The sequence below is a fragment of the Streptomyces sp. NBC_00483 genome (assembly GCF_036013745.1).
In the GTDB taxonomy this organism is placed as follows: domain Bacteria; phylum Actinomycetota; class Actinomycetes; order Streptomycetales; family Streptomycetaceae; genus Streptomyces.
This window is the reverse complement of record NZ_CP107880.1, coordinates 1220084-1235225: the sequence shown is the minus strand read 5'-3', so window position 1 is coordinate 1235225 and position 15142 is coordinate 1220084. Positions and strand designations below refer to the sequence as shown.

10 protein-coding genes and 1 pseudogene are annotated in these 15142 nt (G+C 68.8%); 3 read left to right on the top strand and 8 right to left on the bottom strand.

All coding sequences use genetic code 11. The features are described 5' to 3' along the window. Positions 1 to 63 precede the first annotated feature (63 nt). Positions 64 to 1095 carry a LacI family DNA-binding transcriptional regulator gene (locus OHA73_RS05230; protein WP_267071939.1) on the top strand — a complete coding sequence of 344 codons (1032 nt, stop codon included), beginning with the start codon at positions 64 to 66 and terminating at the stop codon, positions 1093 to 1095. A gap of 74 nt (positions 1096 to 1169) precedes the next feature. After that, on the top strand, positions 1170 to 3065 hold the full coding sequence (locus OHA73_RS05225) for a hypothetical protein (protein ID WP_327654351.1): 1896 nt from the start codon (positions 1170 to 1172) through the stop codon (positions 3063 to 3065). Positions 3066 to 3331: 266 nt separating this feature from the next. Here the strand turns inward: OHA73_RS05225 and OHA73_RS05220 are convergent. Both OHA73_RS05220 and OHA73_RS05215 read right to left on the bottom strand, forming a co-directional pair. Further along, positions 3332 to 4476: pseudogene (locus OHA73_RS05220) on the bottom strand (IS3 family transposase). A gap of 245 nt (positions 4477 to 4721) precedes the next feature. Next, positions 4722 to 5729: an Lrp/AsnC family transcriptional regulator gene (locus OHA73_RS05215; RefSeq protein ID WP_267071941.1), complete on the bottom strand. Its 1008-nt coding sequence runs from the start codon at positions 5727 to 5729 to the stop codon at positions 4722 to 4724. 495 nt (positions 5730 to 6224) lie between these two features. Here OHA73_RS05215 and OHA73_RS05210 point away from each other — a divergent pair, with 495 nt between their 5' ends. Beyond that, the gene (locus OHA73_RS05210) at positions 6225 to 6884 is read left to right on the top strand and encodes a GntR family transcriptional regulator (protein WP_327654350.1); all 660 of its coding nucleotides are present in this window, start codon (positions 6225 to 6227) and stop codon (positions 6882 to 6884) included. A 43-nt stretch (positions 6885 to 6927) separates the two neighbouring features. Here the strand turns inward: OHA73_RS05210 and OHA73_RS05205 are convergent, their stop codons facing one another. The 6 genes from OHA73_RS05205 to OHA73_RS05180 all read right to left on the bottom strand — a co-directional run bounded on the left by OHA73_RS05205 (position 6928) and on the right by OHA73_RS05180 (position 14075). Continuing rightward, positions 6928 to 8304, bottom strand: a complete 1377-nt coding sequence (locus OHA73_RS05205; protein ID WP_267071943.1) for a 2-hydroxycarboxylate transporter family protein — start codon at positions 8302 to 8304, stop codon at positions 6928 to 6930. A 61-nt stretch (positions 8305 to 8365) separates the two neighbouring features. Further along, positions 8366 to 9205, bottom strand: a complete 840-nt coding sequence (locus OHA73_RS05200; protein WP_267071944.1) for an HpcH/HpaI aldolase/citrate lyase family protein — start codon at positions 9203 to 9205, stop codon at positions 8366 to 8368. Next, positions 9202 to 10389 (bottom strand): CaiB/BaiF CoA transferase family protein, encoded by a 1188-nt coding sequence (locus tag OHA73_RS05195; RefSeq protein WP_267071945.1) that lies wholly within the window; start codon positions 10387 to 10389, stop codon positions 9202 to 9204. The genes OHA73_RS05200 and OHA73_RS05195 overlap by 4 nt, the downstream gene beginning before the upstream one ends. Before the next feature lie 548 nt (positions 10390 to 10937). Then, positions 10938 to 11567 carry a FadR/GntR family transcriptional regulator gene (locus OHA73_RS05190; protein WP_267072995.1) on the bottom strand — a complete coding sequence of 210 codons (630 nt, stop codon included), beginning with the start codon at positions 11565 to 11567 and terminating at the stop codon, positions 10938 to 10940. Between the two features lie 483 nt (positions 11568 to 12050). After that, positions 12051 to 12509 carry an RpiB/LacA/LacB family sugar-phosphate isomerase gene (locus OHA73_RS05185; protein ID WP_267071946.1) on the bottom strand — a complete coding sequence of 153 codons (459 nt, stop codon included), beginning with the start codon at positions 12507 to 12509 and terminating at the stop codon, positions 12051 to 12053. Positions 12510 to 12830: 321 nt separating this feature from the next. Beyond that, complete coding sequence (locus tag OHA73_RS05180; protein WP_267071947.1) at positions 12831 to 14075, bottom strand: tyrosine-type recombinase/integrase; 1245 nt, start codon at positions 14073 to 14075, stop codon at positions 12831 to 12833. Positions 14076 to 15142 lie beyond the last annotated feature (1067 nt).

The following is a 15142-nucleotide window of genomic DNA, read 5'->3' as shown; positions in this document are numbered from 1 at the left end:
GGCGGGATTGACGAGTTGAGCCCATTGGTGTCCGATGAGAACGACCGGAAACGCGGAGGAAACATGAAGCAGGATGGCCGGCCCGTGCGCCTCGTGGACGTCGCACGCGCCGCCGGTGTCTCCCCGAGCACCGTCTCCAAGGCCCTGAACGACTCGGGGGCGTTGAAGGCGACCACCAGGGAGAGGGTGCGGGAAGCGGCGGACCGGCTCGGCTTCGTCTCCGACGCCGGAGCCCGCGCGCTGTCGATGCGGCGCACGTTCATCGTCGGCCTGCTCAGCACCGACGACATCGGCCGGTTCAGCATGCCGGTGATGCAGGGCGCGGAGAACGCTTTCGCGGCGGGCGAGATCTCGACGCTGGTCGCCACCGCCCGGCACGACGCGGTACGCGAGCAGCACCACCTGCGCACCCTCGTGGCACGGCGGGTGGACGGCATCATCGTCACCGGCAAGACCACCGACGCCCGCGATCCGATCGAGGTCCCGGTGCCGGTCGTCTACGCGCTCGCGCCCTCCACCGACCCGGACGACATCTCCGTACTGCCGCACGACGCGGCAGGGATGCGGCTGGTCGTCGACCACCTGCGCACCCTCGGCCACCGCCGGGTGGCGCACATCGCGGGGCGTGCCGAGCAGAACACCTCGCGGGTGCGGGCCGCCGCCCTGCGCAAGGCCCTCACCGAAGCCGGCATGGAACTCGCCGGGGAGCCGCTGTTCGGCGAATGGAGCGAGCCGTGGGGACGCAGAGCGGTCGACCTCGCCCTGCGTACGGACGGTGAGGCCGCCGACTCGCCGGTCACCGCGTTGATCTGCTCCTCCGACCAACTGGCGCGCGCGGCCGCCGACCGGCTGCGCGAGCGCGGTCTGCGTGTACCGGACGACATCGCCGTCACCGGCTACGACAACTGGCAGGTGATGTGGTCGGCGAGCCGCCCCCAACTCACCACCGTGGACATGGAGCTGGAACTCCTGGGACGACGCGCGGCCGAACTGCTGCTCGCCGAGATCCAGTCGGATTCCGGTTCCGGGCGGCGCGGCATCGAACTGGTCGAGCCGCGGCTCGTGGTCCGCGGCTCGACCGTCTCGGGCGACTGACCGCCGCGCTCTTCTCACCCCTTACGACGTTTCCCGACTCGCACGCACCGAGAGGACCCGCACCGCACATGGGCATGACCTTCGAACCCGTACGACTCGGCGAGATACGCCCCCGGGGCTGGCTGCGCCGCCAGCTGGAGTTGCAGGCCGCCGGGCTCACCGGCCGGGCCGAGGAGATCTGGCCGGACCTCGGCCCCGACTCCGGCTGGCTCGGTGGCCCCGGCGAGAACTGGGAACGCGGCCCCTACTACCTCGACGGCCTGGTGCCGCTCGCCCATGTCCTGGGCGACGAGGCCCTGTTGGGCAAGGCGAAGGCGTGGATCGAGTGGATCCTCGCCAGCCAGCGCCCGGACGGGCAGTTCGGCCCGCAGGCGAACGACGACTGGTGGCCGCGCATGGTCGCCCTCAAGGTCCTCGTGCAGCACGCCGAGGCGACCGGCGACGAGCGTGTTCCGCCGTTCCTGGCCCGCTACTTCGCGTACGAGTTGGAGCATCTGCCGGGGCGGCCGCTCACGGAGTGGGGCGCCGTCCGCGCCACCGAGAACGTACTCGCCGCGCTGTGGCTGCACCGCCGGGACGGGGACGCACGCTGGCTTCGGCTCGGCGAACTGCTCATGGAGCAGAACGCCGACTGGACTCGCTACCTCACCGAGGACCTGATCACCGGCCGCGCCACCGTCTTCGACCACCTCACCCACGGTCCGAACGTCGCGATGGGGCTGAAGGTCCCGGCCGTACGGGCACTCCTGGACGCCGCCGCGAACACGGACGCGGGCGCGGCCGGGAACGGTACGGGCGTCGGACGCATGACGGAACTGCGGTCCTGTCTTGGCGAGTTGGACCGCTGGCACGGCCAGGTCCACGGCATGTTCTCCGGGGACGAGTGGCTGGCGGGGCGGGAGGCGTACCAGGGCATCGAGACGTGCCAGGTCGTCGAGTACCTGTACACGCTGGAGCAGTCGGCGCTCGCCTTCGGGGAGGGCGAACTCGGCGATCTCGGCGAGCTGGTGGCGTTCAACCAGCTGGCCGCGGCCTGTGACCCGACCATGAAGGCCCATCAGTATCACCAGCAGGCGACCCAGATCGCCGCCACGGTCGACGAGCGGCTTTGGACCCACAGTTCCGACGACGCCAACATCTTCGGCCTAGAACCACACTACGGCTGCTGCATGGCCAACCTGCACCAGGGCTGGCCGAAGTTCGCGGCCTCGCTGTGGATGCAGGCGGCGGACGGACTGGCCGTGTTCGCCTACGCCCCGAGCACGCTCACCACCCGCGTCGCGGGCACCGACGTGACCATCGAGGAGGAGACGGAGTACCCGTTCGACGAGACGGTCCGGCTCACGCTGACGCTCGGCACGCCCGCCCGGTTCGCCCTGCGGCTGCGGATCCCGGGCTGGTGCACGGCACCGGAGCTGCGGGTCAACGCGGAGAGCATCGCCGCGGTCGCCGGGACGGACGGCTACGTCGTGCTCGACCGGACATGGAGCAGCGGCGACGTCGTCGAGCTGTGTCTGCCGATGGCGATCCGGCGGGTGCGCCGGGAGCGGGGCGCGCTGGGCGTGCGGCTCGGACCGCTCGTCATGGTGGTGCCGGTCGCCGAGTCGTGGCGTCCGCTGCCCGAGGCGCGCGGCCTCGGTGAGTGGGAGGTGGTTCCGCTGTCCTCCTGGAACTTCGGGCTGCACGCCCGCGCCCGGGGCGGCCTGGAGAACTGGCCGGTCGAGCGCACCCCGGTACCGGACGTCCCCTTCACCGCCGAAGGCCCCCCGGTCACCATCCGCGGCCGCGGCGCCCGCGTGCCGGAGTGGCGGGCGCAGCACGGCTCCGCACCGCATCCGCCGGACAGCCCGGTAGTGACGGGCTCGCCGGCGGTGGACTGCCCCCTGGTGCCATACGGCAGCGCCCGGCTACGGGTCGCGGAGCTACCGACGGTGATCTCTGTGGAGGCGGACGGACGGGAAGTCACCTAGGTCGCTTCTGATGGCTCTTGCTGGGGTGGGTGGATCAGTGCGGGTGCTGGGCATGGGGGTCGTATGGTGCGACGTCATGAGCGCGACGGTCACCGTCGCGGGTGAAGGTGGGCATCGTGACCCTGCGCTTGCCGAAAACCTCATCCGCGCTGGTTATGAGGCATGTTGGTACTCATGGAGGATGCCGTCAGGGCGATCGTGTCGACGTATGTCGGGGCGGGCTGTTTTGGTGTGTCCCGAGTTGAGTGGAGCCGAGTTACTTGGTTTCACGCTACCGGTGGTGTGCGGAGTTCGTACTCCACCGGGCTGAGCATGCCCAGTGCGGAATGCCTCCGCTGCCGGTTGTGGAAGATCTCGAGGTACTCGAAGAGCGCGGTGGAGAGCTCCATCCGGGTCCACCATCTTCTGCGGTTGAGCAGTTCGACCTGGACTCGGGCCCAGAAGGACTCCATCATCGCGTTGTCCACGCAGTCTCCGATGGAGCCCATCGAGGGCAACAGTCCGGACGCGTGGGCTCGTTCGGTAAAGGCCCAGGAGCCGAACTGCACCCCGTGATCGGAGTGAATGATGGTGCCGCCGGGTTGTGGGGAACGGTTGCCGATCGCCATGGCCAGGGCGTTGGTGTTCAGGGCCGCGGTGGGTGAGGCGTCGATCGACCAGCCCACCACTCGGCGGGAGAACGTGTCCAGGACGACCGCGCAGTACACCTTGCCCTCGAAGGTGGGGTGTTCGGTGATGTCGGTGACCCACAGCTGGTCACGAGCGTGCCGGGTGAAGTTGCGCTCCACCAGGTCCTCGACTGAGGGGGTGACGTGCTTGGCGCGGGGGCGGCGGTTACCGGGCAGTCCGTGCAGGCCGGCTCGCTGCATCAGCAGTTCCACGGTGCCGTGGCTGACGTGGATGCTCAGCCCCAGGTCGAGCTCGGCATGCACTCGGCGCGAACCGTAGGTGCCGCGGGAAGCGGCATGAATGCCGACGATGGCCTCGGTCAGCCAGGCATGCTTGACCAGGCGGTTCGACGGCGGTCTCACGCGCCAGGCGTAGTAGCCGGACTCCGCGACGTGCAGCACCCGGCAGGCGAGCTGCACGGGCAGGTGCTCCTGGGCCATCACGTGGATGGCTTCGAACCGCCTTTTGGGGACGTCACCTCGCCCAGCAGCTCGGCGGCCCGCCGGTGGATGGCCAACTCGGCCTCCAGCTCGGTGATCCGGCGGCGAGCCGCAGCCAGCTCAGAACTTTCCTTGCTGGTGGTGCCGGGCACCTGCCCGGTATCAATCAGGTGTTGGCGCCGCCAGGCGTAGATCGTCTGATCGCTGATGCCGAGGAGCTTGGCCACCTCGGCGATCTTCCGGCCGGACTCGACGAGATCAAGGACCTTACGGCGGAACTCGGGCGGATAGCTGCGGGGCATGACGGCCTCCGAAGGCTGCTGAACGGTCAATTGTCCAGCAACTCGACGCCATCAGACCTGGAACACACCAGCAACTCCACGGAAGAGGGGGCAATCCTTGGGTACTGGCCATTCGCAACCGGACGTTCTGGAGCGGCTGTTCGGGGCTGGCCGTTCATAACGGGGGGCGGAGCCGGGCGTTCGGAATCGGGTGGTGAGGCGTGTGCTCGCGCGACGATGCGCGAGTTCGACGGCGGGCCGAGGGTTCAGGCGGGGTGGACCATGCGGTGCCAGGAGTACTTCATGGTGACGAGGTGCAGGGTCACGTCGGATGCCATGAGGCCGGGCAACGCTCCGATGACATCCCGGGTGTAGGGGAAGAGGTCCGCGCGGCGGGGCAGCACCACGTGCCCGACGAGGTTGAAACGCCCGGTTGCCGCGCTGAGGAACTTCGTGCCCGGATGCTTGGCGAGCTGCCTGCCCGCGGCATCCAGTTGATCGGGCTCGATGGACAGCCACACCATGAACTCCGCGTCGAACCCGAGGAGTGGCGGTTGCACAAGCGTACGGAACTGGAGAATGCCCCGGGAGATGAGTCGGTCCATGGCGCGCGCGACACTTGACTGCGCATGCTTCAGTTGGCGGGCCAGCATGCTGACCTGCACCCGACCGTCCTCCCGCAGGGCGGTGGCGATCTCCTGCTCGAGCGGGGTGAGCGCCTGCGGTGCGCGGTCCCTGCCGGGCCGGTCTCCTGCGGGTGACCACGGGTCCGGCCGCAGCGCGGCGACCGCGGCCGGCGGGAGCAGCCCGGTGTCCCACATCGCCGCCGTGGTGAACGATCGGATGACAGGGGCCGCCTCGGTGCTCGTGATGAGGTCCGCCGCCGGCAGGTCGGTAAACAGCATCCGCAGCATTTCCTCGTTGTCGCGGGCGACGAAGTCGACGATGACGTCGGCGGACCCTGTGACGACGGCCACGAAGCGGACATCGGGACTCTCCGCGAACCTGGCCGCGACCTCAAGGCCGCGCCCCGGCCGGGCCTGCACCCGGACCAGCATGGAGGAGCCCTGCCGTGTGCGGTCGAGCTCCAGGGTGCCGGTGACCCGCAGCAGTCCCCGCTCGCGCATGGCCGTGTAGCGGCGCTGGGCCGTGGTCTCACTGGCACCCACCCACCGCGCGACCGCACTCCACGGGGCACGACCGTTGAGCTGGAGGGCCGCGATGACGCGGCGGTCCAGCTCGTCGATGCTGCCCGAAAGGGCTTCCTGGGTCATGCTTTGACGCTAACCAGCGAATTTTCGCCGGTCAATGGCAAAATCTTGCATATGTACGGGGTATCGGATGGCAATCCTGCACACCCCGGTCTCGGGTGGACGTGAAGACCGTGCCTCCAACCCGTACGCGTGGATGAACGCGGATGAAGGATTTCGCCACGTCGTGCAGGAAAACACCGCCGCGGCGTCGGCGGGGGGTTCCAGTCGCGGTCGACGGGTGGTGCCCGAACTGACGTGGAAGAGACCGGTGTTGATGTTCCTCACGGCGTCCGGGCGGACGGCATGCACTCAGGACTTGGGACAACGACCCACGACATCGGCGGTCGCAGAATCATGCCGAACTTCCAACTGAGTTGAGCAGGTGCCCTCGGCCGGTGAGGTCGAAGGATGCGGCGAGGAGGCGTTCCTGCCCCGATGAGGCGTGAGACCGACGCGCTACCTTATGAATCTGGGCCGTACGAAGGCGCCAGACACACGGTGGCAGCGGGAGAGCAATTGAGTGCGGCCAAGGAGCCCATGAGCAAGGCGGATTACGTCTACGGCTTGCTGTCGAAGGAGATCCGCAACGCCGAGATCGCCGGCGGAACGCCGCTTCGGGCGGCAGCGGTCGCGGAGCGCCTGGGGGTATCGATCACTCCGGTCCGGGAGGCCTTCCGGCGGCTGGAGAGGGACCGCCTCATCACCTACGAGCGTCACCAGGGCGCGACGGTCATCGATCTCACAGATGATGCTCTGCTGGAGTTCTACCGGGTCAGGGCGGTCGTGGAGGGACTGGGGGCGCGACTTGCCGCTGCCGCGATCACTGAGCCCCAGTTGCAGGAGCTGACGGCACTGCACGACGCGATGGTGAAGAACGAGCGGGAGGGACGGCACGAGCTGCTCGGTGAGCAGAGCCGTCGTTTCCATCTGGCTATCACCGACATCGGTGGGCCCTCCTTCCTGGGAGAGCACGCACGCGCGCTGCACGACAGTCATTCCGTGCCCGCGGGAGCGTCGTTGTGGCTCGACCCCGACCAGGCCAAGAACCAACTGATCGCGCATGAGCAGTTGTGCCGGGCGCTGCGGGCCGGAGACGGGTACACCGCCGAGCGGATCATGATCGAGCACGTCGGATTCAGTGGCGCCTATCGGCTGGGACGGCGCGGACCCCTGTGAGCCCGCGCCGTCCCGCGGCTTCCCCTCGTCCCTCTGGTACGTGTCAGTGCAGACTCGTGAACGCGACGAGGGCGAGGGATACGGTGACGGCGCCACCGATCCGGGTCGCCACCTGAGCGAAGGGCATCAGCTCCATGCGCCTGGCAGCGCTCAGGATCGCGACGTCACCGGTCCCACCGAGTCCGCTGTGGGTGCCGATGACGATCGCGGTGTCGACCGGGTACATCCGCAGGCGCGAGGCGACGAGGTAGGCGACGCACACCATGGTGACGACGGTCGCGATGATGGTGACCACGGTCGCCAGGCTGAACGCCTGGACCAGCTCGTCCCACGGCGTCGAGGCGACACCGACGGCGAACATCAGCGGGTACGCCACGCTGGTCGACATGAAATCGTAGACGATCGAGGCGTGCCGCTCCAGGCCGAGCGGGAGCTTGCGGCTGAGCTTGAGGGCGATGGTGACGCCCAGCATCACGATCGGGGCGGGCCAGTCGAGCGTCACGTGCGCCAGCTGGCCGATGAGGTAGAGGCCGACCACCATGAACCCCGCGGCGGCAAGCATGCGTACGTTGAACGGACCCGGCTTTCCCTCGTGTTGGTGGGGGATGTCGTCCGCGTCCGAGCTCGGCTGCAGTCGGCCGTTCCCCGTGGTGTGGGGACGGCGGCGGCCGAGTACCGATAGGGCGCTGGCGCAGAGGATGGCGCAGACGTTGGCGAACAGAATCACGGGCAGCACCTGCGCCAGCAAGGTGCCGGCCTCTCCGGCACCGGATTGGGAGTAGCCGAGAGTCAGCGGGACCGCGCCTTCGCCGAGACCACCGCCCATGACGGGCACGACGATGTAGAAGATGGTGTGCTCCAGGTCGCCCGTGATCGCCCATCCGACCAGCGACCCGACGAGCAGGGCGGCCACAGAGCCCGCCAAGAGCGGAAGAAAGATCTTCAGGAGCCCCTTGACCAGGATCTCCCGGTTCATGCTGAGGATCGAGCCGACGATGATGCCCGAGATGAAGACGTACAGCATGTTCGACGACTCGTAGAACGTCGAGATGTGCTCGGCGACGTCCTTCGGGATCCACTCCTGAGCTACCAGGAACGCCGGCAGGAACGTGACAAGGATGACCGACCCGCCGATGGCGCGGAAGACGGGGATGCGACGACCGACCTCCAGGCAGGTGTACCCGCACACACCGAGCAGTGCCGCCATGTGCGGTATGTCCGGAGCCAGGTCGTCCTGCCAGGCGAGGCCGGCCAGGACCACGATGAGCAGCAGGTAGATCGGCAGTGGGATGACACCCACATGCTTCGACCAGACGGTGTCCCAGGTCCATCTGGTTCGTTTGGGCTCGGCGGACGGGTCGTCCTGCCGCTCCGGGGCCGCAAGTTGCTGCGAGGTCCCCGAATTCAGCCATGACGCCATCTCGTCACCTCTCTGTAACGACGCGCTCTGTGTGGGCAGTTGGACGTATGCGTGATGAGGTTCAGCGCCGAGCAGCCAGCGCGAGCACGCGCTGCGCCTTGGCGAGGACGGGTGCGTCAAGGAAACGGCCGTCCGGCAGAGCGACGGCGCCGATGCCGTCGGACGCGGCGCTTTCGGCGGCCTCGACGACCTCGCGGGCGCGGGCCACTTCTTCGGCGGTGGGGGCGAAGGCCTCCCTGATGGCCGGGATCTGAGCCGGGTGTAGTGCGGTTCGCCCCCACATGCCGAGCGTCCGGCCGTGGCGGCTGGATTCCAGGAGCCCCTCGCGGTCGGCGATGTTGGCGTACACCGACATGGCCACCGGCGCGAGCCCAGCGGCTCCTGCCGCGAGGACGGTCTGCACGCGGATGTGGTCCAGCGCGGTCGGCGCGGTGATCGACAGTTCCGCGCCGAGGTCCACCTCCCCGAGCGCGAGGCCGGCTACGCGCGGGTGTCCCGCGATGCGCGTCGTGGCCGCGAGCCCGCGGGCCGACTCGAGCAGGGCCCAAGCCGCGATGGACGTGTCCGGTACCAGGCGGTCGAACACGTCGAGTGTCTCGGTGTCCTCCACCTTGGGCAGGCGTACGGAGGCCAGCCCGGGGAGTCCCGCGATGGCCGCGAGGTCGTCCCGTCCACGGGCGGTGGCGAGGTCGTTGACGCGCACTTGGATGTCGGGCGGCCCCGCCGTGGGGTCATCCGTGAGGAAGTCGGCCACATGTGCTCGGGCCCGGTCCTTCGCGGCCGGGGCGACAGCGTCCTCTAGGTCGATGATGACCGCGTCCGCTCCGCTGGACAGAGCCTTGGCGAAGCGCTCGGGGCGGTCGCCTGGGACGTACAACCAGACGACAGGCGTCGCGCTCACGCGATCACCCCTGCGGTGCGCAGGCTGTCGATGGTGTGCTCGTCGTAGCCGATGTCGGTGAGAACGTCCGTGGTGTGACTGCCCAGGCTGGGGCCGCTCCACCGGACCTCACCGGGGGTGTCCGACAGACGGAAGAGGACGTTCTGCACGGTGACGCTGCCCAGTTCCTCGTCCGGCAGCTCGACGAAGGTACCCAGGGCCTGGTACTGCGGGTCCTTGACGATGTCCGACGCGTCGTAGATGGGCGCGATCGCAGCCTGCGCCTCGCCGAACGCGGTGATGACCTCGTCGGCGTCGCGGGCTGCAATCCAGCAGGCCACCGCCTTGTCGAGCTCCTCGACGTGAGCGACGCGGCCAGCTCCTGATGCGAACCACGGCTCGGTGACCACGTCTTCGCGGCCGACCAGGCGCATGACGCGCTCCGCGATGGGCTGGGCACTGGTCGAGATGGCCAGCCAACGACCGTCCCGTGTGCGGTAGATGTTGCGGGGTGCGTTGCTGCTCGAGCGGTTTCCGGTGCGCTCGGGCAGGGTGCCGAGTGCCTGGTAGGCCGTGACCTGTGGGCCGAGGAGACCCAGCAGCGGTTCGATGATGGCCATGTCGATGACCTGCCCGCGCCCGGTCTCCTCCCGTGTGCGCAGCGCAACCATGATCGCGTAGGCCATGGCGAGGCCCGCCACCCCGTCGGCGAGCGCGAGCGGGGGCAGCGTGGGCGGACCGTCCGGATCCCCCGTCATTGCGGCGAACCCGCTCATGGACTCCGCCAGCGTGCCGAATCCCGGCTGGGAGGCCATCGGGCCGAACTGTCCGAAGCCTGTCATCCTCGCAATGATCAATCGCGGGTTGCGCTCCTGCAGCACATCAGGACCGAGGCCCCAACGCTCCAGGGTGCCCGGACGGAAGTTCTCCACCAGTACATCCGCCTCATCGAGGATTCGACGCAGAACCTCCTGGCCCTCCGGGCTCGACAAGTCCACGGCTGCGGCCCGCTTGTTGCGGGAGAGGTACTTCCACCACAGGCCGACGCCGTCGACGGACGGCCCGTGCCCGCGCGACGGGTCTCCGCGCCGCGGATGCTCGATCTTGATCACGTCCGCACCGAAGTCACCCAGCATCGACGCGGCGTGAGGGCCGGCGAAGAGGGTGGCGGTGTCGACGACACGAAGGTTTGACAGGGGTGACATGCCGCAGAGTCTTATAAGTCATTCGTGTGTCGTCAACCCTTCTCGCCGTGTGGCTTCATCTGGCCTGGTTTAAATGCCCGGCTATGTCACGATATTCGAGTGGGGTCGAAGGGGGAGATGGTGTCTCTGGTGCGGGGTTCTCGCGTGCTCGTCCGTGAAAGTTATAAGTTCCTTGGTGGGCGAGTCGGAGGCGCACCGATTGGAAGGACAAGGAGTCCGGACCGGACAACTGCATTGATTTCGAGGGCGGCTTGTTGCTCGTGGCGGTTCCATCAGAACGCCGTCGACGACTGCTCCTCGAAGCTGGGAGACGGTCGGGAGCGCATCGAATCCGTCGTCAGCCATGTCGAGTTCTAGGGCACGTCCAACAACACCCCGTTGACGGACGACGATCGGCTTGGAGGCGACCCGACTCAACTGGCCACGCGGGCGTACGTCCGTGCGACTGTCGTTGCCGAGCCGTTCTTCGAGGACGCCGGCGAGTTCTGCTGGGCCTGCGTGACGGACAGGGGGCGGTGGGGTGTAGGCGTCCCGGACGGTCTGCCCTGCTACTCGCCTTGTCGGGGTGTCGACGCTTCCACCTGTTCGTACAGGTGGCGCAGGCGTATCAGGTGTTCACGGGTGAGGCGTTCGGCCGCGGCGGCGTCTCCGTCCTCGACGGCGCGCAGGATCGTAATGTGGTCGGCGTCCACCTCGTGCCACTGCTCGCGGGCGACGCGGTCGCGGTGCAGGCGGCCGCTCAGGACCTCGTTGATGGGTCGGCACATGAGGGTGAGCAAGGGGTTGCCGGTGGCCGAGACCAGAGCGGCGTGGAAGTCCCAGTGGACGGTGAAGCCGCGGGCTGGAGCGAGGTCGCCGGTGCTGGCGGCGGTCGCCCGCAGTGTCTCCAGAGCATCGCGGTCGGAGCGTTCGGCGGCCAGACCCGCAGCCACCGGTTCCAGGATCAGACGGCCTTCCAGGAGGTTTCCCACCGTCAGGTTCTCGGCGTTGACGAGAAGTCCGAGCGAACCGCCCAGGTTCTCCGCGACGCTGCTGGCGCTGGGCGTCGAGACGAAGCTGCCGCCGGTGACTCCTCGCGTGGTGACCACCAGGTGCTGGCTGGTGAGTAGCCGGAGTGCTTCCCTGACTGTTCCGCGGCTGGCCACGAACATCCGGGTCAGCTCCGCCTCACTGGGCAGTCTCCGCTTCGGATGCTCTCCGAATCCTTCGTCAGGTCCGACATCACGCCCCCGGGGTACCCGTATCGCTCTTCATATCCGCAACCGCGGGCGCCAGCCGGCGCGGATGGGGCGGATGTTGATCCAACTCGAGCGGATCATTGTGCTCTTGAGCGTGGGAAACGGTCAAGGTCGATCGACGGGTATCGGTGCAGCCCGTCACGCACGGGCCCTGCCTTGGGCCGTCGAGAGCGGCGTTGGTGGTGGTGCCGAGTTTGCTGCTCCGGCTCTTCTTGTCCGGGGCAGCAGATCGGCCGGCCCGGTCGGAGCTGTCTTCGCGCCACAGCCCGAAGTGCACCGCTGTGTACGGCGGAAAGCCGTGCGGAAGAAGGCCCCTCTGGCCGCGGCCCCGGACAATCGGACACGACGGCTCGCAGGCGCCCACTCAGGAGGCCCGGCCGCGAGGCCGCCGGTCGTCCCGACGAGCCTCGCGTGCCCGGCACTTCACCCCGTGCCGGCCGGAGCCCGGTCCTTGTAGCGGGCCATCTGGTCGATGCGGCGCTGGTGGCGGGCTTCGCCCGAGAGAGGCTCTGCCACAAACGCGTCGACGAGCGCCAGCGCGGCATCGGTGGTGTGCTGGCAGGCGCCGAGAGCGATCACGTTCGCGTTGTTGTGGGACCGGGCCAGGGTGGCTGTCGAGAGGTTCCAGACGAGGGCGGCGGGGGCTCCGGGCGCGAGGTTCGCCGCCATCTGTTTGCCGTTGCCGGAGCCGCCTAGGACGATGCCGAGCGACCCCGGATCGGCGACGGTGGCTTCCGCTGCCGCGATGCATGGCGCGGGGTAGTCGTCGGACGGGTCGTGGGTGAGGGCCCCGTGGTCGGTCACCTGGTGCCACGGCTGGGCCACGCTGCCGTGTGCGGGTGCGGACGCGGGAAGGCTGCAGGGTCGCGGAGGTTCGTTCATGGCGGCTCATGTCCGCTCATGTCGCGTGACCGCGAAGGGGCGCCGCGTAGACCGCCACCGGTGCTCGCAGAGCGTCCAGCAGCGGGTGACGGTCGCGCGGGGCACCGTACCGCGTTCATGGGCTCGCGACTGGGGGTCAAGGGGTCGCAGGTTCAAATCCTGTCGTCCCGACAGTGCTGATCAGCGGGTCTGCCGGAAACGGCGGGCCCGCTGATTGCGTTCGTGTGACACGTGACGGCGACGTGATGGCAGCCGGCGCCCGAGGCAGTAGCTGGCCTCGGCAGGTTCCGGCGGGGGCGCGGTGCGCCCGGGATCTCAGGCCTACCGCCGCCCTGATACTCCCTCACGGCGGGTGCGGTGTGCGTCGTCGGCCTGTTCCAGGGACTGTTGGAGTGCGGTGACAGCGTCACGGGCGGCGTGCGGGAGCAGGTGGCCGTAGAGGTTGACGGTGGTGGAAAGGGTCGAGTGGCGCAGCGTCTTGGAGACCACCGCGAGCGGCACTTGCGAGCTGAGCATGAGGGTGGCGGCGGTGTGCCGCAGGTCGTGCACCCCGATCCTCGGCAGGCCGCACTGGGCGGCCCGCCGGCGCAGTTCGACCAGGACGCCTTGCGGACGCAGCGGAGCGCCGTCCGGGTGGCAGAACACCAGCCCGGCCAGCGCCGTGCCCGGTGCCTGGCCGGCCCGGGCGAGGACGGCCTGGCGCTGCAGGGCGGCGACCACCCGCGGGGACAGGCTCACCCAGTTCCGGCTGGCCCGCGTCTTGGGATGGCCGAGATAGAGCCGGTTGTTGTTGACGGCGGTCAGGCTCCAGCGCACCAGTAGCGTCTGCTCCGCCAGGTGCACATCGGGCCAGTGCAGTCCCAGGGCCTCACCGCGCCGCAGGCCGGTGCCGATCAGCACCTCGAACAGGTCGGCCAGCTGGTCGTGGTGGTGGGCGTGGTTGTGGCGCAGGAACGCGGCCGCCTGGCTGGGGTTCCAGCAGATGCGCTCGGGGGAGGGCAGCCGGGGTGGCAGCGCGTACCGGCACGGGTTGTCCGGGATCAGCCGGGCGCGCACGGCGGAACCCAGCGCGCTGGAAAGGGTGGCGGCGATCCGGTAGACGGCGACGCGCCCGCGCCCCCGGGCGGCCTGGGCCTCGCGCCAGGCGGTGATGTGTCGAGGGCGCAGATCGGCCAGCCGCATGCGCCCGAAGCCGGGGACCAGATCGTTGCGGACATGGTCGCGGTAGCGGACGAACGTGGCCGGCCGGAGCGTGTCCTGCTTGGCCCGTAGCCACTCGCCCAGATAGCCCGCGACGGTCAGGCTCTCGTCGCATTCGAGGCCGGTGCGCTCACAGACCAGGGCACGTTCCAGCGCCGCGTGCGCGTCCTTGCGGGTAGCGAATCCGCTACGGCACAGCGGCCTGCGAGTGCCGTCGGCGGACGACAGATAGACGGCGAAGGCCCACGAGCCGTGCCTGGAAGGGCCCTTGAGTTTGGGGCATCGGGCCCCGAACTGCCGTCCGTCGGGCCGGCGGCACCCGCAACGCCGGTAGAGGCGACCGCGTTCAGGGGAGCGAGGAGCCATGAAGCTCACCTCCAACGAGGGGGCAATTGGCTTCCACAGTGCAGGCGGCATCCCCCCGGCGTATCAGCTGGCGGACCGTAGCCTCCCGGGGGCGGCTGCTATCACCCCGCCATCACGTGGCGCGGGGCGCCGACGCCGAGCAGTGCAGACCCCTTGAACCTCCCCCTGGCTATGCCCCTGGGCCTGAAGCGATTGATGGGCTTGTGTTCCGTGGTTGGTGGACATCGTTGGTGTGGCGGTCAGGCGGCGAGGGCGATCTCCTCGTGGACGGGACTGAGGCAGCCGACGTTGGTGTGTAGCCGGACAAGTCTTCTCGAGCTGAACCACCGCGTCCTGGGTGAACATGCGGCCCTGACTGCCGGGCGGCTGCACCCCGTTGGAGGGGGCGCGCTCGTCTGCGCCGAGGATCGGGTGGATCGGTCGGCCGTCCTTGCGGTAGCCGAGCACGGTGCGTGGATGGGGCGTCGGACGAGACGTAACGCCCTCCGGGTTCTGGCGCCCGTGGGAGAGCCGTCCACACGGGCTCTCGCCAAGTCGAGGTGGTGGACCTCTTTGGGTTCGGTCGGCAGGACCCGGTGCAGCTGAGCGACGACCCGTGCGGGCTGGTATTGCTCCCGGTGTCACCAGCAGGTCTGCCCGAGCCGAGGCTATGTCGCTGTAGGGGACGTACAGGATGCCCTGGGGGCAGTGTTGGTCTGCCATTTCAGCCACTCGCCTCGACTGGCTCCGTGCCAGTGGTAGCGCGGGCGGCGGTAAGGAAGTCTTCGCGGTGGGACTTGATGCGCTCGATGAGAGGATCCCGCAACCATCCGCCGATCAGAAGGGGCCAGGCCCCTGGGCTGCGGTCGGCAAGGGCGAGGATCTGCTTCACGTGCGTGTCGGAAAGGGCGGCACTGTCGCGCAGACAGTAGTCCAGGAAGCCACGGTCGCTCCATCTCCCCTCATCGTCCTTGGGCGTAGCTCCTTTTAAGGGACAAGCTGACTTGGGCATTTGTCTGAACGGCCCGCCTGAACTCAGCAGGGATAGCTCTTCCAGGTCACGCTCGAGGCCCGGTCCAGTGCCACTG

Bases quoted from the DNA above. Each gene is read 5' to 3' on its own strand.
- OHA73_RS05180 (WP_267071947.1), bottom strand. From the start codon at position 14,075: ATGGCTCCTCGCTCCCCTGAACGCGGTCGCCTCTACCGGCGTTGCGGG.
- OHA73_RS05195 (WP_267071945.1), bottom strand. From the start codon at position 10,389: ATGTCACCCCTGTCAAACCTTCGTGTCGTCGACACCGCCACCCTCTTC.
- OHA73_RS05225 (WP_327654351.1), top strand. From the start codon at position 1,170: ATGACCTTCGAACCCGTACGACTCGGCGAGATACGCCCCCGGGGCTGG.
- OHA73_RS05185 (WP_267071946.1), bottom strand. From the start codon at position 12,509: ATGAACGAACCTCCGCGACCCTGCAGCCTTCCCGCGTCCGCACCCGCA.
- OHA73_RS05215 (WP_267071941.1), bottom strand. From the start codon at position 5,729: ATGACCCAGGAAGCCCTTTCGGGCAGCATCGACGAGCTGGACCGCCGC.
- OHA73_RS05230 (WP_267071939.1), top strand. From the start codon at position 64: ATGAAGCAGGATGGCCGGCCCGTGCGCCTCGTGGACGTCGCACGCGCC.
- OHA73_RS05205 (WP_267071943.1), bottom strand. From the start codon at position 8,304: ATGGCGTCATGGCTGAATTCGGGGACCTCGCAGCAACTTGCGGCCCCG.